At 71.5% G+C, this 21,888-nt stretch carries 18 protein-coding genes; 5 read left to right on the top strand and 13 right to left on the bottom strand.

All coding sequences use genetic code 11. The features are described from left to right. The first annotated feature begins 26 nt into the window (after positions 1 to 26). The gene (locus tag OG709_RS03125; protein WP_329164708.1) at positions 27 to 1,874 is read left to right on the top strand and encodes an HSP90 family protein; all 1,848 of its coding nucleotides are present in this window, start codon (positions 27 to 29) and stop codon (positions 1,872 to 1,874) included. Between the two features lie 2 nt (positions 1,875 to 1,876). Further along, positions 1,877 to 4,825, top strand: a complete 2,949-nt coding sequence (locus tag OG709_RS03120) for a hypothetical protein (RefSeq protein ID WP_266644362.1) — start codon at positions 1,877 to 1,879, stop codon at positions 4,823 to 4,825. A 168-nt stretch (positions 4,826 to 4,993) separates the two neighbouring features. On the opposite strand, the gene OG709_RS03115 is transcribed toward OG709_RS03120, so the two are convergent. Together OG709_RS03115 and OG709_RS03110 are read right to left on the bottom strand one after the other, a co-directional pair. Then, positions 4,994 to 5,617 carry a dihydrofolate reductase family protein gene (locus OG709_RS03115; protein ID WP_329164706.1) on the bottom strand — a complete coding sequence of 208 codons (624 nt, stop codon included), beginning with the start codon at positions 5,615 to 5,617 and terminating at the stop codon, positions 4,994 to 4,996. Positions 5,618 to 5,742: 125 nt separating this feature from the next. Further along, positions 5,743 to 6,975, bottom strand: a complete 1,233-nt coding sequence (locus OG709_RS03110) for an MFS transporter (protein ID WP_329164704.1) — start codon at positions 6,973 to 6,975, stop codon at positions 5,743 to 5,745. A 115-nt stretch (positions 6,976 to 7,090) separates the two neighbouring features. On the opposite strand from OG709_RS03110, the gene OG709_RS03105 reads away from it, so the two are divergent. Continuing rightward, positions 7,091 to 7,537: a winged helix-turn-helix transcriptional regulator gene (locus OG709_RS03105; RefSeq protein WP_266644366.1), complete on the top strand. Its 447-nt coding sequence runs from the start codon at positions 7,091 to 7,093 to the stop codon at positions 7,535 to 7,537. A 216-nt stretch (positions 7,538 to 7,753) separates the two neighbouring features. Then, positions 7,754 to 8,080: a GNAT family N-acetyltransferase gene (locus tag OG709_RS03100; protein ID WP_329164702.1), complete on the top strand. Its 327-nt coding sequence runs from the start codon at positions 7,754 to 7,756 to the stop codon at positions 8,078 to 8,080. Positions 8,081 to 8,102: 22 nt separating this feature from the next. Here the strand turns inward: OG709_RS03100 and ligD are convergent, their stop codons facing one another. From ligD to OG709_RS03045, 11 genes are all read right to left on the bottom strand, one after another. Further along, positions 8,103 to 9,062, bottom strand: a complete 960-nt coding sequence (gene ligD / locus OG709_RS03095) for a non-homologous end-joining DNA ligase (protein WP_329164700.1) — start codon at positions 9,060 to 9,062, stop codon at positions 8,103 to 8,105. Further along, complete coding sequence (locus OG709_RS03090) at positions 9,040 to 9,255, bottom strand: hypothetical protein (protein WP_250300369.1); 216 nt, start codon at positions 9,253 to 9,255, stop codon at positions 9,040 to 9,042. The genes ligD and OG709_RS03090 overlap by 23 nt, the downstream gene beginning before the upstream one ends. A gap of 260 nt (positions 9,256 to 9,515) precedes the next feature. After that, positions 9,516 to 10,052, bottom strand: coding sequence for a hypothetical protein (locus OG709_RS03085; RefSeq protein ID WP_329164698.1), 537 nt, complete (start codon positions 10,050 to 10,052; stop codon positions 9,516 to 9,518). Positions 10,053 to 10,151: 99 nt separating this feature from the next. Further along, entirely contained in the window at positions 10,152 to 10,370 is a 219-nt protein-coding gene (locus OG709_RS03080; protein ID WP_250300365.1) for a hypothetical protein, read from the bottom strand. A 395-nt stretch (positions 10,371 to 10,765) separates the two neighbouring features. Continuing rightward, positions 10,766 to 11,509 carry a methyltransferase domain-containing protein gene (locus OG709_RS03075; RefSeq protein WP_250300362.1) on the bottom strand — a complete coding sequence of 248 codons (744 nt, stop codon included), beginning with the start codon at positions 11,507 to 11,509 and terminating at the stop codon, positions 10,766 to 10,768. A gap of 4 nt (positions 11,510 to 11,513) precedes the next feature. Further along, the gene (locus tag OG709_RS03070; RefSeq protein WP_250300361.1) at positions 11,514 to 12,284 is read right to left on the bottom strand and encodes an SDR family oxidoreductase; all 771 of its coding nucleotides are present in this window, start codon (positions 12,282 to 12,284) and stop codon (positions 11,514 to 11,516) included. Continuing rightward, positions 12,266 to 13,105 carry a TauD/TfdA family dioxygenase gene (locus OG709_RS03065; RefSeq protein WP_250300359.1) on the bottom strand — a complete coding sequence of 280 codons (840 nt, stop codon included), beginning with the start codon at positions 13,103 to 13,105 and terminating at the stop codon, positions 12,266 to 12,268. The genes OG709_RS03070 and OG709_RS03065 overlap by 19 nt, the downstream gene beginning before the upstream one ends. Before the next feature lie 35 nt (positions 13,106 to 13,140). Next, positions 13,141 to 14,397, bottom strand: coding sequence for an aspartate aminotransferase family protein (locus OG709_RS03060; protein WP_250300357.1), 1,257 nt, complete (start codon positions 14,395 to 14,397; stop codon positions 13,141 to 13,143). A gap of 49 nt (positions 14,398 to 14,446) precedes the next feature. Further along, entirely contained in the window at positions 14,447 to 18,733 is a 4,287-nt protein-coding gene (locus OG709_RS03055; RefSeq protein WP_329164693.1) for an AMP-binding protein, read from the bottom strand. Continuing rightward, entirely contained in the window at positions 18,730 to 19,314 is a 585-nt protein-coding gene (locus OG709_RS03050; protein WP_266644375.1) for a DUF6309 family protein, read from the bottom strand. The genes OG709_RS03055 and OG709_RS03050 overlap by 4 nt, the downstream gene beginning before the upstream one ends. 15 nt (positions 19,315 to 19,329) lie before the next feature. Beyond that, positions 19,330 to 20,169, bottom strand: a complete 840-nt coding sequence (locus OG709_RS03045) for a phytanoyl-CoA dioxygenase family protein (protein WP_250300350.1) — start codon at positions 20,167 to 20,169, stop codon at positions 19,330 to 19,332. Between the two features lie 444 nt (positions 20,170 to 20,613). Here OG709_RS03045 and OG709_RS03040 point away from each other — a divergent pair, with 444 nt between their 5' ends. Then, complete coding sequence (locus OG709_RS03040; protein WP_250300348.1) at positions 20,614 to 21,867, top strand: cytochrome P450; 1,254 nt, start codon at positions 20,614 to 20,616, stop codon at positions 21,865 to 21,867. Positions 21,868 to 21,888: the final 21 nt, after the last annotated feature.

The following is a 21,888-nucleotide window of genomic DNA, read 5'->3' as shown; positions in this document are numbered from 1 at the left end:
CGCCCCTCCCACTTCCGGACTTCCTGATGACTCTGCCCGACACCGCCCCGACCCCGCCCGCCGCCGACCGCACCTTCCAGGTGGATCTGCGCGGCCTCGTCGACCTCCTCTCCCACCACCTCTACTCCAGCCCCCGCGTCTACCTGCGCGAACTCCTGCAGAACGCGGCGGACGCGCTGACCGCCCGGCACGGCCTCGAGCCGGACGCACCCGCCGACGCCTTCGGTATCCGCCTGTACGCCGACGGTTCGGTGGTACGCGTCGAGGACGACGGCGTCGGTCTCACCGAGGCCGACGTGCACACCTTCCTCGCCACGATCGGGCGCAGCAGCAAACGCGCGGAGCGGCTGGCCGAGCAACGCGGCGACTTCATCGGCCAGTTCGGGATCGGCCTGCTCTCCTGCTTCCTGGTCGCGGACGAGATCCACGTACTGAGCCGCTCCGCCCACACCCCCGACGCACACGCCGTGGAGTGGCGGGGGCGTGGCGACGGCAGCTACACCGTCCGTACCCTGCCCGCATCCGCCCGCCCCCGGCCCGGTACCACCGTCACGCTGACGCCGCGCGCCGACGCGGGCGAGTGGACCGGGCCGGTGCAGGTACAGGCGCTGGCCCGGCACTTCGGTTCCCTGCTGCGCCACCCGGTGGCCTTCGACGACGGCACGGGCGGTGCGGGTGCGCCCGTGAACCCTGAGCCCGCACCGTGGGCACGTACGTACCCCACGCCCGGAGCCCGTTCGCGCGCACTGGCCGCGTACGGCGAGGAGGTCTTCGGGTTCACACCGCTGGACACCATCGAGCTGGACCTGCCGGCCGTGGGCCTCAAGGGCATCGCGTGTGTGCTGCCCGAGACGGTGCCGGCCGGGCGCCGTCACGGCCATCGCGTGCACGTCAAGGGCATGCTGCTGTCCGAGCAGGCCGAGGAGATCCTGCCCGAGTGGGCGTTCTTCGTCCGCTGTGTCGTCGACGCCGAGAGCCTGCGCCCGACGGCGTCCCGCGAGTCCCTGTACGAGGACGACACGCTCGCCGCCGTCCGCGACGCCCTCGCCGAGCGGCTGCGCGCGTGGATCGCCCGCGCCGCCGCCAGCGACCCGGACCTGCTCGCCCGCTTCCTCCAGGCCCACCACCTGGCCGTGAAGTCGCTCGCGGTGCACGACGACGAGATCCTGCGGATGCTGCTGCCCTGGCTGCCGTTCGATACGACCGACGGGCACACCACCCTCGACGAGTTCGCGCGCACCCACCGCACCGTGCTCGTGACGTCGAGCGTGGAGGAGTTCCGGCAGGTCGCGGCGATCGCCTCGGCCGCCGGGCTCGGCGTCGTCAACGGCGGCTACACGTACGACCGTGAACTGGTCCACCGGCTGCCCGAGATCAGGCCCGAGGTCAGCGTCGCCGACCTCGACCCGGCGACCCTCACCGCCCACCTCGACCCCGTCGACCGGGAGACGGAACTGGCCGCCGTGGCCTACCTCGCCCTGGCTCGCGACGCCCTCGCCGTCTTCGACTGCGACGTCGCACTGCGCACCTTCCAGCCCGCGTCCGCGCCGGCCCTCCTCGTCGACAGCCGCGAGGCCCGGCACGAGCGCACCCGCTCCCAGCTCGCCCGTGAGCAGGAGGGCGGCCTGTGGGGCGACATCCTGGGCGCTCTGCGCCAGGAGGCACCGCGGGCCCAGCTGATCCTCAACCAGCTCAACCCGCTGGTTCGCACCGCCGTCGCCATCGACGAGCCCGAGCTGGCCCGCACCAGCGCCGAAGCCCTCTACGGGCAGGCCGCACTGCTGTCCCGGCGCCCGCTCAGGCCCGCCGAATCGAGCCTCATCAACCGCTCCTTCCTCGACCTTCTCGCCCACGCCCTCCGCAAGGACAGCTGACGATGCCGACCGCACCCCATCCCCAGAGCACGGACGAGCTGTACCAGGCGCTCCAGGAGAACGACCGGCGCCCCTACGGCCGCACCCGCACCGTCACCGCCGAGGAACTCGTGGAAGCCGCCGAGCAGTTCGGGGATCCCGTCCCACTCGTCGACGCGCTCCTCGAACTCCAGGAGGCGTACACCTACGGCTCCGAACCCCGGAAGTCGCCCGTCGTCTTCGCCCGCCTCCTCACCTTGTTCGACGAGCAGCCCGACGTCTTCGACGAGCGTCGGCGCCGCACGCTGCTCTGGCGGTTCAAGTGGGTGGCCAACGCTCTGCGCGCGCTGCCCGAGATACCGCTGGCCAGCCTGCGCCAGTGGCTGACGGAGATGCGCGACCGGTACGAGAAGGCCGACCTGGGCCTCCAGCCGTACTACGGACAGGCGTACCAGCTCGCCGCCCATGCGGGTGAGGACACCGCCCTCGCCTACGAGCTGTGGGCGGGCCGGCCCCGGACACCGCTCAGCGACTGCGAGGCCTGCGAGATCTGCGAGCTGGCCCTGCACCACCTCGCGGCGGGGAACGACGAGCGGGCGCTGGGCGCCTGGGAGCCCGTCCTGGCCGGGAAGGAGTCCTGCCAGGAGGAACCGGCCCGCTCCATCTCGTACGCACTGCTGCCCCTGCTGCGCTCCGGCCGGATCGACCGGGCCCGCGAACTGCACCTCGCCGGGTACCGCGGCTGTCGGCGCAACCCCTCCATGTCCGGGGAGGTCGGCCGGCACCTGGAGTTCTGCGCGCTGACCGGCAACGAGGCACGCGGCCTGGAACTGCTCGCCGAGAACCGGAGCCTGTTCGACGAGGTGGACTCTCCGCTGGACATGTTCGACTTCGTCACCGGCGTGGAAGTCCTCCTCCAGCGCGTCGAACACCTCGGCCACGGCGAACTGCCCACCGCCGGATACGGGGGCCGCACCTGGACGGTGGCCCGCCTGCGCGCCGAGGTACGGGACCGCGCCGACGACCTCGCCGCCCGCTTCGACGCCCGCAACGCAACTACGGCGCACACCGACCGCCGCAGGGCCCGCCTCGACCGCGCCCCGCTCCTGGACGCGCTGGAACTGACCCTGCGCCCGCGCAGCCTCGACGACGTGACCCCGGCCGCCCCGGTGGCCGCACCCGCAGCCCCTACGGCCGCCGTTCCGCAGTCGCTGCCCGAACTCATCCGCCAGGCACGGGAACTGAACGAGCAGGGGCACCCGGGCGCAGAGGCCTGCTGGGCGCAGCTGCGCACGCTCGTCTCCGCCGGCGACTACACCCACCCCGACGACCCGGCCGTGGGCCCGCTGGTACAGCTGCGCGCGGACCTGCTGACCGACGAGGCGAGCCGGGCGGACGAGAAGGACGACTTCGCCGTCGCCGCCGCACTCCACGAGGAGGCCGCGGGCCTGTACGACGACGCCGGTGCGCCGGGCGATGCGGCGCTCGCCCGCGCCTACGCCCTGCTTGCTTCCGCCGAGATCCCCGCCGGGATCCCGGCGGAGGGCGGCGACGGAGCCGAGGCGAAGGCCGCCGCGCTGACCGCCGCCCACGCGTCCATGGTCCGCCTGCACGAGGAGACGCCCGGCCTCGCCCCTTACCAGGAGGCCCGCCTGCTGCGGCTGCGGGCGACCGCGCTCGGCATGCGCCTGCAGACGTCGGGGAGCGAGGAGCATGCCGCGCCGGTCTTCGCCGAGGCGGACCTGCTGCACGCGTTCGCCACCCGGCACGACATCGGCGCGCAGATCTCCGGCGCCCTGCTGCTGCGGACCAGTGCGCACGCCATCTCCGGCGACCTGCCCGCCGCGGTCACCGAGATCGACGGCGTCCTCGACCGGCTGAAGGCGCACGGCCCCGCCTGGCACCTGCCCCGCACGCTCGGACTGCGTGGCCGGATCCAGCTCGGCCTCCGGGACGCGCAGGCCGCGCACACGGACCTGGCCGAAGGCCTGCGACTGGCCGCCGACTGGCCGGCCGGTGTGGTCGACTCCACCCGCCTCCACGGTGACCTGGCCGAGGCCTGCATGCATCTCGGTCGCCCCGACGAGGCCGTGCGGCACCTGACGCGCTCGGCGGAGGTGTACCTGCGCCGCGGCAGCCGGACGGAGGCGTTCTGCGCCTACAGCAATGCGGCTCAGCTCTGCCTCGACCTGGGCCGCGTCGAGGACTGCATCGCCCTGCTCGACTCCCTCCTCACCGAACCGGACGTCGACGCCGGAGAGTTGGACGACCGGCTCGTCGCCCAACTGCGCCTGACCCGCGCCCGCGCGCTGCGCGCGGGGGAGGACCTCAAGGTCGCCGTGGCGGAGTTCGTCGCCCTCGCGGCCGAGTCGGCCGACTGGGACGACGACCCGGGGAGCCACGCCATGATCGCCGCGGAGACGGCCGTACTCCTCGCCGAGTCCGGCGAGTTCGGCCGGGCCCGCGAGGCCGCGGACCAGGCACTCGCCGCCCATGCGCGGGCCCCGCGCTTCGAGGTGCTCAGCAACTGCCTGCGCGAACTCGCCCGCCTCCAGGCCGAGCGGCAGGGCCCCGACGGCCTGGCCGACGCCCTCGCCCACCTCGACGACGCAGGCCGGATCGCCGACGAGGCCCGCGGCGCCGCGTACGAGGCCCCCGGTCGTTCCCTGGACACCGCCCTGGCCTACGAGCACGGGCGGGTCAATGCCTACGCCGGTGAGTACGAGGACGCCCTTTCCGCCCTGGAGAAGGCCCTCGCCCTGCTCGGTGAGCCGGGGCCCGAGGAGGACCGCGCCGGCGAGTGGGCCGAGTGCGTCCGTCTCGCGGGTGCCGTGGAGGGCATCTACCTGGAACGCCCCGCCCCCGCCCTCACCCGCCTCGACGCGGCGGTCTCCCGCCTGACCGCCCTGGGCCACACCGAGGAGACCCGGCCGCTGACCTCCCTGGCGGCCCGGCTGCGCGACGAGGAGTGACGCTGCGGCCCCAGGCCCCACGCTGCGTTGCGTTGCGCACACTGCACCGCGTCGGCACACCGTGGCGCGCGGTGCAGTTCAGCCCAGACCGACCGGATGGACGAAGGTGCCGGGGCGGGGGGTGCCGGAGCGGTCCAGGACGGCGCCACCGTAGGGCCGGCCTCCCGCTCAGGAGGGTGCGCCGGCCTCGTAGGTCCCGTACCGAGGCAGTCCGGTCGGCTCGTACACCTGGGCCACCACTCCGCTCGGGGTCGTCTCGGTGCTCAGCAGGCGCAGCCCGGCCTGCACGCCGTGGTCCGGGAACAGCCGCCGGCCACTGCCCACCAGCACCGGCGCCACCATCAGGCGTACCTCGTCGATCAGACCCGCGGCCAGCAGGGATGCGCCGAGGCGGGCACTGCCGTGGATCTGCAGCTCACCTCCGGGCTGCCATTTCAACTCCGCGACCCGGGCCGGTACGTCCCCGGAGAGGATCGTGGTCGGCTCCCAGCCGGCCTCGGTCAGGCTGTGTGAGGCCACGTACTTCGGCAAGCCGTTGAGCTTCGCGGCGATCGGGTCGTCCGGGTCGTTCATCGCCGGCCAGTCGCGCGCGAAGTTGTCATAGGTACGGCGTCCGAACAGGAACGCGTCCACGTCGCCGATCCAGCCCGTGACGATCCGCATGAACGCGTCGTCGAGGTGCGGAACGAGCCATCCTCCCCGGGTGAACCCGTCGCTGGTGTCCTCCTCCGGAGACCCCGGACCCTGCGCTACTCCGTCCAGCGACAGGAACTCCTGCAGAACCAACTTCACAGTGCACTGCCCTTTCTCGGTTCCGAGACGCCTGCCGCCCCGGTTCAGTGGAGACCGCCCGATGTGCGGAAACTCATCGGATGAGGTCGTTTCAACCTCATCCGACGTCGTACGGCGGTGACGATTCAGCCGGTGGCTGGGGCGGCTGGGTTCGCGGTACCGCGCCGTGTGACTGCCCACAGGAAGAGTGCGAGAAGGCTGATCCCAGCGCCGAGGGCGCACACGGCTGTCCAGCCTGCCACTGCGTAGAGAGTTGTCGAGGCGACCGCGCCGGAGGCGCTGCCGATCGAATAGAAGACCATGTAGCCGCCGATCAGCCGGCTCCCCGCCTCCGGGTGCAGTGCGTAGATCAACGTCTGGTTGGTGACGTGGACCGCCTGCACGGCGAGATCGAGGACGATCACGCCGACGGCCAGTGCCCAGAGCGAGTGCCGGGTGAACGCCAGGGGCAGCCAGGACACGGTGAGCAGGGCCAGGCCGAGGCCGGTGGTCCGCTGGGCGAAGCCGCGGTCATTCAGCCGGCCGGCCGCGGTGGCGGCGAGGGCGCCCGCGGCTCCGGCCAGCCCGAATGCTCCGATTTCGGTGTGGGACAAGGAGAACGGGGGCGCGCTGAGCGGCAGCGCGACACTGCTCCACAGTGCGCTGAAGGCGGCGAAGATCAGGAGGGCGAGCAGGGCCCGCACACGAAGGAGGCGCTCGCGTGCGAACAACGTGAGGGTGGAGCGCAGGAGTTGCCCGTATCCCTCGGGTGCCGACGGGGCACTGTTGCGGGACGGCAGCAGGCGGTACAGGGCCAGGGCGATCACGCAGGTGAGAACCGCCGAAGCGAGGTAGACGGAGCGCCAGCCCGCGAGGTCGGCCAAGAGGCCGGACACGGTGCGGGCGAGCAGGATGCCGGTGACCACGCCGCTGGTCACCAGGCCGACGACCCGTCCTCGCTCCTCGGGTGCGGCGAGGGAAGCGGCGAAGGCCACCAGCGTCTGGGTGACCACCGCGAGCAGCCCCACGGTGGCGAGGCCCACCAGCAGGAGCGTCGCGGTGCCGGCGGTGCCGACCGCCGTCAACGCCGTTGCCAGGAGGAGGAGTTGCACCGCGATGAGACGTCTGCTGTCGAGCAGGTCTCCCAGTGGCACGAGGAAGAAGAGTCCCAGCCCGTATCCGATTTGAGTCAAGGTCACGACTGCGCCGACCGTCGCCGTACTGATCGAGAAGTCGTGGCCCAGCGTTACCAGGAGTGGCTGCGCGAAGTAGACGTTGGCCACAGCTGTTCCACAGGCCACGGCGAAGAGGAGGGTGACTCCTCTGGACAGCCTGAACCTGGACGTCCCTGTGCTCGGTCCCGCGGCCTCTGTCGTCATGACCCCGCGATCTCTTTCCACGTGAAGCTCCCTCGTGACTGGTTTCATCTTGCTACCAGATAGACCGTAGTCCGAGCTGGTAGCATGTTGCAACCAGCTTGAGGTGGAGAGTGACATGGTGGAGCGAACGCGCTTCGACGACAGCGACTGCCCCGTCGCGCGATCGGTCGACACGATCGGCGACTGGTGGTCCTTGCTGATCGTGCGGGACGCCTTTGACGGCAGCCGCCGCTTCGGGGAGTTCCAGCGCAGCCTCGGCGTGGCGAAGAACATCCTTGCCACGCGTCTGCGCTACCTGATCGCCGTCGGAGTCCTTGACACGGTGCCCGCGTCGGACGGCAGCGCCTACCACGAGTACGTACTGACGACCAAGGGCAAGGGCCTCTTCCCCGTCATCGTCGCGCTGCGCCAGTGGGGCGAGCAAAACCTCTTCGCCCCCGACGAGTTGCACTCGGAGATGATTGACCGCCGACAGGGGCGTCCCCTGCGTACGTTGGAGGTCCAGTCCGCGGACGGTCGGCGACTCGACGCCGACGACACCACCGTGAACAAGGTCGGTTGACGGGGGGCGAGCCTTTGGAGGTTCCGCGCTTGACCGCGGGCGACAAGTTCCTGCTCCGTCCTTGGCAGCTCGACGATCTGCCTCTCGTGCGGGAGGCATCGAGCGATGACTACATCCCGTTGATCACGACCGTTCCTGCGGTGTACTCGCAGGAGGCGGGCGAAGCCTTCGTCCGACGCCAGTGGGAGCGAGCGTCTACTGGCAGCGGCTTCCCCTTTGTCATCGTGCGGATCGAGGACGGGCGCCCGCTCGGAATGCGGCCGAGGCCTCGCCGCCGTTGTCCACTGGGCCTTCGGTGACCTGCAGATTCCCCGTCTTGAGTTGTATGTCGAGCCGTGGAACACCGCCTCGGCGCGAACGGCTGAGCGTGTGGGTTTCCGGCGTGAGGGGCTGCTCCGCAGCTGTCAGCAGGTGGGTGAGGAGCGCCGGGACAGGTTCATGTATGCGATGACGGGTGTCGATCTGTCCTGGCCGGCCGCCGGCCGCCGGCTGACTTCGGCGGCGTGGCGGCCCAGCCGCCGGCGGCGGCTCGCTGTCGGTTGACGGTGATCCGGGAGAGGGGCGGCTACTCCCCGGCGAGCCCACGCAGGCCCTTCCAGGCAGGCTGACGCAGAATCCCGTCGCGCGTGCGTTCGGCGTAGTGGACCTCCCCCTGCAGGAGGGGCAGCACCCAGTGGATGCCGGGTGGGGGCCGTGGCGCACCGGCCATGAAGGGGGAAGCGTCAGTGGCGGCCGTCCTGAGGAGCGGAAGCAGGAGACCGCGCGCGGCGGCCGACAAACCGGAACCGACGGCGCCGACGTAGCGAAGGCCGTCGGCTTCGGGGATGCCGACGAGCAGGGACCGCGGCTCACCGCGGAGGTCGGCGGACCAGCCGCCGATCACGACATCGGCCGAGGGACGGAACTTGACCTTCACCCAGTCCGGGGACCGGCGACCGGGCTGGTAGCGGGAGGCCAGGCGCTTGACGATCACGCCTTCCATCCGGCGTTCACGGGTCCACTCGATGCCGGCCTGCACGTCCTCGACCCATACGGGCGGTACGGCGACCTGGCCGTCGTCGGGGAGGTCGAGGCGCTCCAGCAAGCGGCGCCGCTCCAGGTACGGCCGTCCGGTCACCGGCGTACCGCGATGCATCAGGATGTCGAAGATCATGAATGTCACGGGGGTTCGTGCTTGTGCGGTCCGGATCCGGGCGGGTCCGGCGAGCCCCATTCGCAGCTGGAGACGGCCGAAGGACGGTAACCCTGTCGAGTCGAGGGCCACGACTTCGCCGTCCAGGACAAGGGGCGCCTCGGCCACCAGAGCGGTCACCGCACCCAGCTCCGGGTACCGGGCGGTGGCGTTCGTCCCGGAGCGGCCGTACGCGGTCACCACGCCGTGCGTGTCAACGGCGGCGAGCACCCGCATACCGTCCCACTTCACCTCCGCCGCCCACCCGCGCAGATCGGCGGGCGCGGGCCCGTCGCTCGCCAGCATCGGAGCCGGCCGGCCCGGCTGCCGGTCACTGGGGCGGTGGCCAGGCATCCGGTCCGCCGCCGTGCCATTCGATCAGCGACGTCGTCGCGACGAGCTCCTCGTCGATGCCTTCCAGACCGGCCCTGCGCAGGGCGTCGGCGACATCCTTCCGGCTGCGGGCGACGCCGAGGACTTCGGTGCCGGCGCGCACGCGGCGGCCCCCGGACGGATCAGGCGGATACACGATGACAGGCACTGGCATGCTTCCAGCGTGCTCCTGCTCCGGCATTCCAGCACCCGGGGGAGGACTGCCCGGTCCGGGACCACCCGGCCGGATGAGACACCCGGCAGGAGAACCCGATGAGGCTGTCCGCTCCGGAAGTCGAGGTGGGCGCACACCTGCCACAGCACCTCCCGGTCCGGCAGGCTTCGGTCACCGCTCTGGCGACGCGGGCTGGCCGCGGAAGTAGCGACTGCACGACGACGCCCCGCCCACCAGGGACGTTCTGCCCTGTGGCTCGGTCACACCTCCCCGCGCAGTCCTGCCGCCCATCGTGCGAGCGTCGCGAAGTCGTCCGGGAGCAGCCCGAGTCGGGGACTGACCCAGTGCAGGAGCGCGGGGCTGTCGCCATGAGCAGCCACCCAATCGCGGTCCACCGGTCCCAGCTCGTCGTCGACCCAGGCGAAGGGACGACCGGCGGCGTACGCGACCAGGGCCTGCGTCTTCCAGTGCAGTCGGGTGTCGGTCTGCAGGCTCGCGCCCGGCCAGTCGACGAACGGGAGCTCCGGCAGGCCCAGCTGCGGGCCGATCCATTCGTTCGCCTCGTTCATCCAGGTGGTGGCCCAAACCAACTGGTAAGGCAGCGCGAGGAGTTGCTCGCCATGGCGGTGGTCGAGCCAGACCCGCAGCGGCTTGGTGGACGGATCTTCCCACCCTGTCGGCCGCATGCGGTGTGTGACGTACCCCTGCGGGCGCTCGTGCGGCGGGGCCCCGTAGGGGTTCAGCGGTCCGTCGACATCCAGGAAGAGCAGGGGCCGGGTGCTCTCGTTGTCCGTCATGACACCCCAAGGTAGTTCCGTATCGGGAAGGGCGCGGCGGTCGGCCGGGAAACGCGTGCCCCTTCCGGCCGGCCCGACCGCGTCCTGTGCGTTCTCCTCTCACTCGCTCCGACTGCGGCGGCGCTGGTACACGGTGACCCGGCGGCCACGCGCCTCGGTTTCGGAGCAGCGGACGAAGTGCGCCCGCAGGACGCGCTGTTTGGCCCGGTCGCGATCGGTGAGGGCGGACGGCGCGCTCGCGTCGCTGACGACGACGATCCGGTGCACGGCCAGCATGGCGGCCGTTATCTGTTCCGGGGTGCCCTCCACTCCGTTCATGGTGCCGGACTCCAGCGGGCCGCGGACCAGCACCAGATCTCTGATCCCGGTGAATTCCTCGGGCGAGACCAGGGCGGTGTGAGGGGAATGCCGAACAGCAGCCGGACGATCCCGATCACGTGCAGCACGTTAGGCGGCGGGCGGGATCGGGGTCGTCCCCTGCGCTGACGACCCGGCGGGTCCGCCGCAGGGACTACGGCGTACCCGGGCACAGCCGTTGGGTGTAGTTCTCCGGTGCCGCACGGCCGAGGTGCCGCACGGCCGAGGTGCCGCACGACCGCGGTGTCGCCCGGCCGTGCGGCACCGCGAGGTGGGTCAGCGGCGGGCGGCGCCGGGGGACGCCGGGTCGGGGGAGCGAGGCAGGCCCTGACCCGGGAGTGTGGCGCGGTGTGTGGTCAGTCCGCCGCCTCCAGGTGCCGCCAGCGCACCGGATCGCGGGCATCGCCGCCGGGCCTGGCCGTGGGCAACGGGCCGTGATCGGCGCAGTCGAGGACGAGGGTTTCGTTGCCGCCCGGCTGGAACTCGTACCCGACCCGGTCCAGCCGCGACGGCACCCCCAGGCCGTCGAGGGTGTCGCGCAGCCGGTCCAGCGCGGCGTACCGCAGGTCGCTGGTGTGCAGCACGACCGGGAAGAGCCGCACCTCACGGCGGGCCACCCGGACCAGTTCGAGCAGCGCGCTCAGGTGGAACTCCTCGCTCAGCTGCGCCCCGTAGGAGAAGAGGAGGTGAGAACTGAGTACGAGGTCGAAGGAACGGTCGGGGAAGGGGAGTTGAGGCAGGGTGGCTTCGACGTAACGGTCCGGACGGGCCGCGATGTCGGTGGCGAAGGCGCGCGCGGACCGGGCCCGCAGCCGCGTGTACCGCTCGGCGTCACCGAACCAGTTCCACACGAAACTCGACGCGTGGTCCGCCACGTACCGATGCTTGTGCTCGATCTCCTGCTGCGCCAGTTTCCCCAGCAGATGACGTTGCGGACCGTACTGCGGATCGACCGCGACGACATCGGTGCCCCGGGCCCCGGCCTCCGCCGCGAAGCTCGCGGCCCCGCCGGGGCAGTCGAGGATGCGCAGGCCGAGGTCGTCCTCCGAGAGCGCGAACATCGCCCGGTACTCGTCGAAGGAACGTGCGCTGATCAGCATCGCGTCACCCCCGCCCGATGTACGGCATCGTCGTGGGCAGGACCGTGAGGAACTGCACGTTGGCGTCCGGTGGCATCGACGCCATCAGCAGCAGGGCCTCGGTGAAGCGCTCCACGGGGATGGTCTCCTCCACCGCCATCGTTCCGTCGGCCTGCATGGCGGGCGGCTGCGGGCTGCCGTCCACCGGGGTCACGTTGCCCACGTCGATCTGCCCGCAGGAGATGGTGTACGGGCGGCCGTCCAGCGACAGGGCCCTGGTCAGACCGAGCACCGCGTGCTTCGCCGTGGTGTAGGCGATGGCGTTCGGGCGGGGTGAATGGGCGGACGGCGCACCGTTGTTGATGATTCGCCCGCCCTGCGGGGTCTGGTCGCGCATGACGCGGAACGCCTCCTGCGCGCACAGGAACGTTCCGGTGACGGTGGTGTCCATCACCCGGCTCCAGTCCTCGAACGTCACCTCCGCCACCGGCCTGCGCGGTACGGCTGCGCCCGCGTTGTTGAACAGCAGGTCCAGCCGGCCGAAGTGGTCGCGTACGGTCCCGAAGAGCGCCGCGACCTCGGTCGGGCTGCTGATGTCGGTGGGCACGGCGATCACGCGCTCCGGACCGGCGCCTGACAACGCGACGGTCTCTTCGAGCGTTTCCTTGCGCCGGCCGGCCAGCGCGAGCGACCACCCCTGGTCCAGCAGGGCCAGCGCGGCGGCCCGTCCGAGGCCGCTTCCGCCGCCGGTGACGACACCGATCCTTCCGTGGCCGGTCACCGCTCGTTCATCCACGCGCGCAGGATCCGGCGGGCCTCCGGACCGGGGACATCGACGTAGGGTGAACGGCCGTGCAGCACACGGCTGTTGCGGATCATCAGCAGATCTCCCGCGATCAGTCGGAGCCCGAAGGCGATCTCCGGGCGGTAGAGCACCTCGTCCAGGTAGTCGAGGGCTTCCAGCTGCCGGGCGTCCAGGTCCGCGGACGCCCGTACCGTCCGGGTCTGGTAGTAGCAGCCGATGGTCCCGTCGTCCTGTGTGAACAGGATGGGGGTGACGAGGATCTGCCGGCCCGCACGGCCGGTCCGGTCGAACGTCCACTCCTCCTCGAGCAGGGCGAGCAGGTCCGGCCTCTCACGTTCGATGATGTCGTGGACGTGTCGTGCACTGGCCAGCTTCGTGTTGCCGCCGCCGTCCGCGGCAGGCTGGAGGCAGAGCAGGACGAGCAGGTCGCAGGTGTCGCAGTGGAAGCCGAGCTCGGTGGCGCCGTCGCCGTCGCGGTCACGCAGGATGGTCCACAGGTCGCCCTGGGCGTTCTGCGGTACGGCCCTGCCCACCTCGTCCAGGATGAACGACAGGCTGGTGATGAGGTCGGCGTCGGACGCGTCCGGGGAGATGAGGTTGCGGACGCGTGCGAAGCCCACGGCGTCCAGGCTGCGCCGGACGGACGAGCGTACGGCCGCGTACGCCGCCTCGCCCTCGTCCCAGCGCTGCGCCAGCGAGTCGGTCCACAGCAGCCGCCGGTCCTCGTCGGTCATCGACAACGACCACACGTCGGGTGCGGACTCCAGGTACTCGCTGGTCCAGCCGATGCCACCGATCGTGGTTCCGGTCATGGGGTGATCAGTCCTTTCGGGAGCCGTACGGGAGTTCACCGGGTTGCCGTGGCGACGGCGTCGGCCCACAGCCCGAGCGCCTCGCCGATCTGCTCGCCCGTGACGACCAGCGCCGGGAGCATCCGTACGACATTGCTGTGGACCCCGCAGGTGAGCAGCAGCAGACCGAGATCGGCGGCGGCGCGCTGGACGCGCTGGGCGGTCCCGGCGTCGGGGGAGCCGTCGGGCCGGCAGAACTCGCTGCCCACCATCAGGCCCGTCCCGCGGACATCGGCGACGGCCGGGGCATCGGCGGCGGTCTTGCGCAGGCCGTCCACCAGCAGACGTCCCTGTTCGGCGGCGTTCGCCACCAGGCCCTCGTCGCGGATCACGTCGAGAGTGGCGAGCGCGGCGGCGCAGGCCACGGCATTGCCGCCGTAGGTACCGCCCTGCGATCCCGGCCAGGCCCGGCTCATCAGCTCCGTGGACGCGGCGATCGCGGACAACGGGAAACCGCTGGCCAGGCCCTTGGCGGTGATCACCACATCCGGTACGAGCCCCGGGGCGTGCTGGTGGGCCCAGAACGCGCCGGTCCGGCCGAAGCCGGACTGGATCTCATCGACCACCAGCAGGATCCCGTGCCGGTCCGCACGCTCCCGGAGCCCCGCCAGGAAGCTCGGTGGGGCAGGCACGAAACCGCCCTCGCCCAGGATCGGTTCGACGAACATCGCGGCGGTCTCGGCGGGTGCGCTGACGGTGGCCAGCACACGGTCGAGGCCGCGCAGCGCGTGCTCGGCCGCTTCCTCGTCGCTCATTCCGAGCCGGAAGGCGTACGGGAAGGGCGCCACCGCGACCCCGGGCATCAGCGGCCCGATTCCGGCGCGGAAGCGGGTGCCCGCGGTACTCATCGCCGCCGCACCCATCGTGCGCCCGTGGAACGAGCCGTCGAACACGATCACGTTCTGCCGGCCGGTGGCCTGCCGGGCGAGCCGCAGTGCCGCCTCCACCGCCTCGCTGCCCGAGTTCAGGTAGAACACCGAGTCCAGACCGGTGGGCAGCACCTCGCCCAGGCGTTCCGTCAGCGTGAGCAACTGGTCGTGCAGCACGGTCGTGTACTGCCCGTGGATCAGCCGGCCCGCCTGCCGTTGTACGGCTTCGACGACCCGGGGGTGGCAGTGACCGGTACTCGTCACGCCGACCCCGGCGGTGAAATCGAGATAGCGCCGGTCGTCGGCGTCGTAGAGGTACATCCCCTCCCCTCGGGTGGCGATCACGGGCGTGGCCTGCTTCAGGACCGGGGAGAGCTGGGTCATGGCTTCACTCCTGAGGTGGGGCGGTGGGCAGGGTGGTGCGGGCCGGCGGTCAGGGCCGGCTGGGGGAGGGGCAAGGTGAACCGGCATGCGGCCCAGGCCTGTCGGGACAGGCGACGGCCGCCGGGAGGAAGCCGGTACCGGCCGCCCAGGACAGCGCGGCCGACCACCACTGCGCGGTCGGCTCGGCGAAACGCACCCCGAGCCGGCCGAGCACCGCCTGGGTCCACGAGCTGTCGAAGACGACGTTGCGGTCGCCGAGCTGGGACCAGGCCGAGGCGATTCGGGCCATGTCCGGATGGTGCTCCTCGGCGCGGGCCAGCGCCGCGGCGAACGTGGCGTCGTCCGTCAGCCGGACGGGATAGCCGTGGCGGGTCATCCACGTCACCAGCTCGTCGTGCGGGACGGTGTGCGGCGACTCGACGTGGTAGACGCCCGGCGCCGCGTACGGATAGCTCGCGATCGCCGCGATCCCCGCCGCCACCGTGTCCACGTGGGAGAACTCGAACGTCGCCGACGGCCGGCTCGGCGCCGCGCCGGCCAGTACGTAGCCGCGGACGGTCTGATAGACCCGGTTGTCCGCGATGTTGTCCTGGAACGCCCCGGTCCTGCTGTGTGCCGCGATGTGGCCGCTGCGGTGGATGTAGGCCTGACCGCCGGAGGCGGCCCAGGCACGGACGGTCTCCTCCGCCCCGAACTTCACCTTCTCGTACGGGGTCCGGAAGCTCTGGCCGATGCGGAGATCCGCCTCGCTGAACCGGCGTGCGGGACCGGCCACACCGCCCGCGACGGCCAGCGTGGAGATGTGGTGCAGCCGGGCACCGGGGGCGTGCGCGTCGATCCAGTCGAGCAGTTGCCGCACCCCGGCGATATTGGTCCGCTCCAGTTCGGCGGGTGAGGCCACCAACCGGACGTCTGCGGCGGCGTGTACGACGACACGGGCCGTACGGGCCCGTGCGAGCCCGGCGGGAGAGAGGCCGAGGCCCTCCCGGGTGATGTCACCGGCGATCACTTCGGCGCCGCCGAGCCGCCGGGCCGCCTCGGCGTCGCTCCTCCCGCGCACCAGACAGGTCACCCGTGCGCCCTGGTCGGCCAGCTCGGTGAGTACGTGCCGGCCCAGATAGCCGGTCGCCCCGGTCAGGAGTACGTGTGCCGGCTCGCGCACGACTCGCCAGCCGCCCCGAAACGGTTCAGCACCCCGGTGCAGCAGCTGACCGGAGGTGGACACCCCTGCCCTGACGTGGGGAGGAGCGTTGGTGTCCGCCGCACCGGCCACCGCGTGGGAGAAGGCGGTGAAGATCTGTTCCGCGTGGTCGTGGGAGAGCTGTGGCCATGCGTACACCAGATCGGTCACCAGCCTGCCGTCGACGATCCGGGCGGTGAGGCGGAGCCGGTACAGCGTGTCGCCGCTGGGACAGCGGGCCGCCCCGGCCTGCTCGTCCGCCACCGACCAGCCCAGGGCCGGATCCTCGGGCAGCCGGAACGTGCCCAGGAAGTTGAACCCGGCCTCGGGGCGCGCCCCTTCGGCGTCCATCGGTATCTGGGGTGCCCGCCGGACGAGATCCTCGACCTCGGACACCCGCCGTGTGCCGTCCGCCGCGTCGATGGTCAGCCACTTGGCGGCGGTGAACCAGCCCACCGTGTCCAGGTACTGCCCGTCGTCACTGCCGGTCTCCCGGCCGTGGGTCTCCACCTCCACCGCGAGACTCCGCTGGCCGCTCCAGGCCGGCACGGCGTCGGCGAACGCCGAGAGCAGCACCGCTTCGAGGCGCTGGGCACGCCCGTGGCGCGCGACGAGGCGGTCCGTCGCCTCCTCGTCGAGACACCAGGTGAGGGCTGCCGGTTCGGCACCACCGGTGGCGTCGTCCTCGGGGAGCCGGGGTGCGGCGGCCGGGTGCACGGCGGTGGTCGGGGGCACGGCAGCGGCCCACGCGTAGAAGTCGGCGGTCGGCGGGAGGTCGGCCTGCCGGCCGGACAGCGCGGCCCGGTAGGCGGTGGCGAGGTCGTCGAGCAGGATGCGCCACGACAGTCCGTCGACGACGAGGTGGTGGGCGATCAGCGCGAGCCGGTCGTCCACACCGGGCCCGCCGGAGAACAGATGCACCCTCAGCAGGCGTCCGGCTTCCGGGTCGAGACTGCGGTGCAGCTCGGTGCAGACCGTGCCGACCGTCTCGGACAAGGCGTCGGCAGCCCGCAGCCGGGTGTGGCTCACCGTGTCCAGGTCGGCCTCGGGCCGGGTACGCCCGGGACCGCCGGGGCCGAGCGGCCGGCGCAGCGCCGCATGGCGGTGCAGGACGGCCCGGACCGCCGCCGACAGGGCGCTCGTGTCCACGCGCTGCCCGCACCGCAGCAGAACGGACTGGTTCCAGTGCCGTGGCTCGTCGATGGGCTGTCGGAACAACCAGCGCTGCGCGGGAGCGAGCCGGCCCGGTTCGGTGGCGGTGTCGGAGCGCGGCTGCGGAGGACGGTGCGCGGAAGCAGTCGCTGCCGCTGCCAGCAGGGTGGGTGTCGGGTGCTCGTAGAAGTCCTGGAAGGCGACGCGGTGGCCGCGTCGGCGCAGTGACGCGATGGTGCGCATCGCGAGGATCGAGTCGCCGCCCAGGTCCAGCACGTTGGCGTGCTGATCCACCACGGGCAGGCCCAGTGCGTCCGCCCACAGCTCGGCGATGGTGTGTGCCAGCGACGCGGTGGCCCGGTCGGCGCCCTCTGCCGGGGCGGACGGTTCGAGGCGTGCCGTGCGGGCCCGGGACTCGATGAGGCCGGACACGGCGCTGCTCAGACGTTCGCGGTCGAGCTTTCCGTTCGCTCCGAACGGGAAGTCCGGCAGCGCGAGGATCGGCTGGGGGACGGAGTAGTCCGGCAGCCGGTCACGCAGGTGCGAGCGGAGTGCGGCGAGCGCCTCGCCCTCGGCACACCGGTCGGACAGCCGTACGGCGGCCACCAGATGACTGCCCGCGGGGGTGGCGCGCACGATCACCGCGCACTGGCGGACATCCGGGAACTCCCCGATGGCGTGCTCGATCTCGACGGGATCGACGCGGAAGCCCCGGACCTTCGCCTGGCGGTCGGACCGGCCGACGAAGACGAGGTTCCCGTCCGGCCGGCGGCGGCACACATCACCCGTCCGGTACTCCCGCCGCCCCTCGCGCGTGACGAACCGGCGCGCGGTCTCCTCCGGCCGCCCGAAGTACCCGGCGCTCACCCCTGCTCCGCCGATGTGGAGCTCGCCCTCGACCACGTCGCCCTCGATCACGCCGCCCTCGACCGTGTCGCCCTTGAGCACGTCGCTGTCGACCGCGTCGCCCGCCACCGTGTCGCGCTCCAGCCGCAGTTCGACCTCGCCGATGGCCGTGCCGATCGGCACGGTGACTTCGTCCGCGGGCAGTTCGGCCTCGCTGGACGCGAGGAAGCAGGTGGCCCCGACGGTGGTCTCGGTCGGTCCGTAGTGGTTGGCGACCCGCGCGGTGACGCCGTCCCGGAGGAGGCTCGCGGCGAGCGAACGGGGCAGTGCCTCGCCGCCGAGGATCAAGGTGTCCAGGACGGGCCCGTGCGAAGGACGGCCTGCCAGCAGCGCCGTCAGATGCGAGGGCGTGGTCTTGAGCACCGACACCCCGGCGTCGTGCAGCGAGGCCCAGAACGCCTCCGGGTCGCGCGTCCGGTCGTCGGGGACGACATGCACCGATCCGGCGGTCGCCAGCGCGAGCAGCCACGAGGTGTGACCGAGGTCCGCGGCAAGCGTGGTGACGTGGGCGACGCAGGGCGCGTCGGCGGCAGTGAACCCCAGCCGGTCGCGCAGGGACCGCGCGTAGTGCACGGCGTTGGCGTGGGTGACCGCGACCGCCTTCGGCTCCCCGCTCGACCCCGAGGTGAACGACAGGTAGGCGAGGTCGGCGGGCGCCCAGGGGAAGACCGCGGGCGGGTCGACGGGATCGGTCTTGGCGAGCGTGTCGACATCGACGAACTCGGTGCGGTACGGCTCGGGGGCCCGCATCCGCGGGGTCGTGGTGAAAACCTGGCGCACCCCGACGGCGTCCAGCCTCCGGCGTACATCGTCCGGACTCCACCCCGGATCGACCAGTACGGCGGCGGCTCCCGAGCGCAGGATGCCGTGCAACAGCGCGCACACCCGGGCGTCCCGGGCCCCGAGCAGCGCCACCCGGTCGCCGCGGCCGGTCCCGAGCTCGGCGAGGCGGGCCGCGACGTGGCCGGCCACGGTGTCGAGCCGTCGGTGGTCGAAGGCGCGTGCGCCGTCGCTGAGCGCGGGCCGGTCCGGATGGGACAGGGCGTTGCGTATGAGGAGTTCGGGCAGCGAAGTGCGGGAGCGGTCCGCATCCGTCATGTTCGTGGACCTCCGGCTGTGGCATCGGGTGTGCTGCCGCTCACGGAACCCGGGGCGCCCGGGGTGAGATCACCGGCGATGTACACGGTCGGGCTCTCCGGGAGCGACAGCCGCCCGGACAGTTCCCAGGCGAGCAGACGGTGCAGGCCGTCGAGGTGGACGATGCCCTCGCCGGTGGGGAGGTCCGCGTAGTGGTCGTGGGTCACCGGGCGGGTGCTCAGATAGATGGAGGAGAAGGGGGCGTCACGGAACCGGGCGATCTTCGCCGTGCAGACGGGGTTGGCCGCCGCCAGCTCCGCCGCACGCGAGCTGAGCAGGTCCGCGGCCTCGCCGACCGTCCGCCCGGTGCGGGGTACGAGCTCGAACCCACCGCCCTCGCTGAGGTGCCAGGGCAGTATCACTTCGCGGAATTCGGCACGGGTCAGCCGTACCTTCGACCAGGTGCCGAACATCTTGTCGGCCAGGAGGAGAACATTCTCCGCGTCCTGGTTGGTGTTGTTCCCGTGGTCACGCGCCACGGGATGGTCCTGATGGAAGGCGGTGAGCACCTCGTCGAATGTGACCGGACCGATGATCTGCATCGATGCCACTCCTTCTCACGCCGACCGGGCGTACTCGGTGAAATGCCGTTCGGCGAAGAGTTCCGGCCACCGCCCGCCGTCGAGACCGAGGGTCCGGGCCGTGGCGAGCATCTGCCGCCAGTACGGCTTCGCGGGACGCCAGCGTGCCCCCGTCTGGCAGTAGCACGCGTCGACGAAATAGCGGGGAGCGGCACCGGCCGGGCTCGGCGCGGGCCTGCGGGCGTGCAGCAGAGCGGAGTTGATCAGTACGGTCGAGCCGGGCGGCAGCGTGTCGATCACCACCTCGCCGGGCAGCTCGGCGCTGCCGAGGTGGGCGAACGCGGACTTGCTCCGGGGCCGACGATGGGACCCGGGCACCATCGCGAGGCTTCCTATCGTCCCGTCGAGACCACCGAGATAATGCAGCGCGTGCACCATCAACAGCTCCGGATCGCCACGGTCGTTGGGCTCACGGTCGTGGTGCCACGGCTTTCCGGGAACTCCGGGACCGTGCCGGTCGCTGTGCAGATGGTGAAAGACGAACGGCGCGCCCATGAGATCCGCGATCACCCGTAACAACGGCTCGTAAGTGAGAAGTTCACCGTGTGCGGGCATTTCCAGTTCCATGAGCGGCGGCGGGGTTTCGGCGCCGTGGTCGGCACAGGCGGCTATGGAACGTGAACGCAGTCCGTCGTCCACCCAGCGGTCCACTTCGGGCCTGAGCCGGTCCTGCAGCGATTCGGGAATGAGGCCGGGCAATACGATGTACCCCGAATCCGTAAATTGCTGCGCCGAGAGTAGTGTGTTGCCTTCGAAAGTGAGGCTGGCGCGGGGATTCTCCGGATGTTCCTCGGCCGTCGTCGGCAGCGTGGACACAGCGAACCACACCCTTCCCGGGCTCGTACTGTCAAAACAGCCCCTAACGTAATCAGAACCACTTCTGCCGCAACTGTGATCACGGAAAACGGCTGAAAAGCCTTGGCCGGGTCCCGAATCCGTCGGTTTGTTGTACGTGCAACTGAGGGTATTGCCAGGCCCACGGCATGGCCGGCGCGCTCCTCGGGGCCCGGGGCGAACACAGCGGTCACGACTTCCTGCGCGAGGGGGACGAAGTCCTCTCTCCGTTCTCACCGCGACCTGCGGGGGGCCGCGGATGTGCGTGCCCACACCACTGTGTGTAGCGTCGGCGGTCTCCTGGCCCTGCCCTGAGACGCACCACAACGCCACGTGCCGCCAGCCGTGTCGACACCCGCCCACTTCATTTCCGCGCTTTCTGCCCAGCCCTTGGAGTGCACGTTGAGGACGACGTTCCGTTCTCGTATGACCGCCCGCATCGGGCGCGCCTACCTGTCCAGGATTCAGCAGCGCGGGCTCGGCCCCTCAACCATGCGACTGCTGCCCGCGGACCTGCTGATGCTGATGCGCCGTGACGGCATGGACCCCGTGGACCGGATGGCCGAGGTACAGGCGACGACGCCGGTGTCCAAGGTCTCGCTGCCGTTCGGCATGGACGCCTGGATCGTCACCGGTTACGAGGAGTCGAGAGCCGTCCTCGGCGCGGCCGACGCCTTCAGCACGGACTTCGCCCACCTCGCCGCGAATGCCCGCGTGACGGCGGAACAGACGCCCGGCGGACTCGGGTTCAGCGATCCCCCCGTACACACCAGGCTGCGCCGCATCCTCACCCCCGAGTTCACTATGCGCCGGCTGCGGCGCCTCGCCCCCCGGATCGACGCCATCGTGGAGGAGCGCCTCGACGCGATGGACGCCCGGCAGGGGCCCGTCGACCTGGTGCAGGAATTCGCGCTGCCGATCCCGTCCCTGACGATCTGTGAACTGCTCGGCGTGGCGTACGAGGACCGCCACGACTTCCAGCAGCTGGCCATGGACCGCTTCGACCTCGCCGCCGGATCGCGTGCGCCCTTCGGCGCCATGTCGGCCTCGCTCGCCTACTTCCGGGACGTCGTCAAGAAGCAGCGCGCCGAGCCGGGCGACGGTCTGCTCGGCATGATCGTGCGCGAGCACGGCGACAACGTCGACGACGAGGAACTCGCCGGCCTCGCCGACGGTGTGCTCACCGGCGGGTTCGAGACCACCGCCAGCACCCTCGCTCTCGGCTCGCTCGTCCTGCTGCGGGACGAGGACCTCTTCCGGCGAATACGGACCGACGGCGCGCTGACCGCGCCGTTCGTCGAGGAGGTGCTGCGCTATCTCACCGCGGTACAGATCGCCTTCCCCCGGTTCGCCCGGCAGGACATCGAGATAGCCGGACAGGTCATCCCGCGCGGCGACATGGTGCTCTGCTCGCTCAGCGGCGCCAACCGTGATCCGTCGTACACCGCGGACGGCGGACGCTTCGACCCGCACCGCGACACCACCGGGCACCTCGCCTTCGGTTACGGAATCCACCGCTGCATCGGCGCCGAACTCGCCCGGATGGAACTGCGCGCCGCCTACCCGGCCCTGGTGCGCAGGTTCCCTCACCTGCGCCTCGCCGTCCCGCCGCAGGACCTGACCTTCCGCAAGCTGTCGATCGTGTACGGCATCGAATCGCTCCCCGTGCACCTGCGCTGAAGCCGGCCGCCCTCGCACCGG

Source organism: Streptomyces sp. NBC_01267 (genome assembly GCF_036241575.1).
GTDB lineage: Bacteria > Actinomycetota > Actinomycetes > Streptomycetales > Streptomycetaceae > Streptomyces.
This window is presented reverse-complemented; position numbering and strand designations above follow the sequence as displayed.

Bases quoted from the DNA above. Each gene is read 5' to 3' on its own strand.
- OG709_RS03090 (WP_250300369.1), bottom strand. From the start codon at position 9,255: ATGCCAGTGCCTGTCATCGTGTATCCGCCTGATCCGTCCGGGGGCCGC.
- OG709_RS03085 (WP_329164698.1), bottom strand. From the start codon at position 10,052: ATGACGGACAACGAGAGCACCCGGCCCCTGCTCTTCCTGGATGTCGAC.
- ligD (WP_329164700.1), bottom strand. From the start codon at position 9,062: ATGCCTGGCCACCGCCCCAGTGACCGGCAGCCGGGCCGGCCGGCTCCG.
- OG709_RS03060 (WP_250300357.1), bottom strand. From the start codon at position 14,397: ATGACCCAGCTCTCCCCGGTCCTGAAGCAGGCCACGCCCGTGATCGCC.
- OG709_RS03065 (WP_250300359.1), bottom strand. From the start codon at position 13,105: ATGACCGGAACCACGATCGGTGGCATCGGCTGGACCAGCGAGTACCTG.
- OG709_RS03040 (WP_250300348.1), top strand. From the start codon at position 20,614: ATGACCGCCCGCATCGGGCGCGCCTACCTGTCCAGGATTCAGCAGCGC.
- OG709_RS03080 (WP_250300365.1), bottom strand. From the start codon at position 10,370: ATGAACGGAGTGGAGGGCACCCCGGAACAGATAACGGCCGCCATGCTG.
- OG709_RS03055 (WP_329164693.1), bottom strand. From the start codon at position 18,733: ATGACGGATGCGGACCGCTCCCGCACTTCGCTGCCCGAACTCCTCATA.
- OG709_RS03050 (WP_266644375.1), bottom strand. From the start codon at position 19,314: ATGCAGATCATCGGTCCGGTCACATTCGACGAGGTGCTCACCGCCTTC.
- OG709_RS03125 (WP_329164708.1), top strand. From the start codon at position 27: ATGACTCTGCCCGACACCGCCCCGACCCCGCCCGCCGCCGACCGCACC.
- OG709_RS03075 (WP_250300362.1), bottom strand. From the start codon at position 11,509: ATGCTGATCAGCGCACGTTCCTTCGACGAGTACCGGGCGATGTTCGCG.
- OG709_RS03110 (WP_329164704.1), bottom strand. From the start codon at position 6,975: ATGACGACAGAGGCCGCGGGACCGAGCACAGGGACGTCCAGGTTCAGG.
- OG709_RS03120 (WP_266644362.1), top strand. From the start codon at position 1,877: ATGCCGACCGCACCCCATCCCCAGAGCACGGACGAGCTGTACCAGGCG.
- OG709_RS03105 (WP_266644366.1), top strand. From the start codon at position 7,091: ATGGTGGAGCGAACGCGCTTCGACGACAGCGACTGCCCCGTCGCGCGA.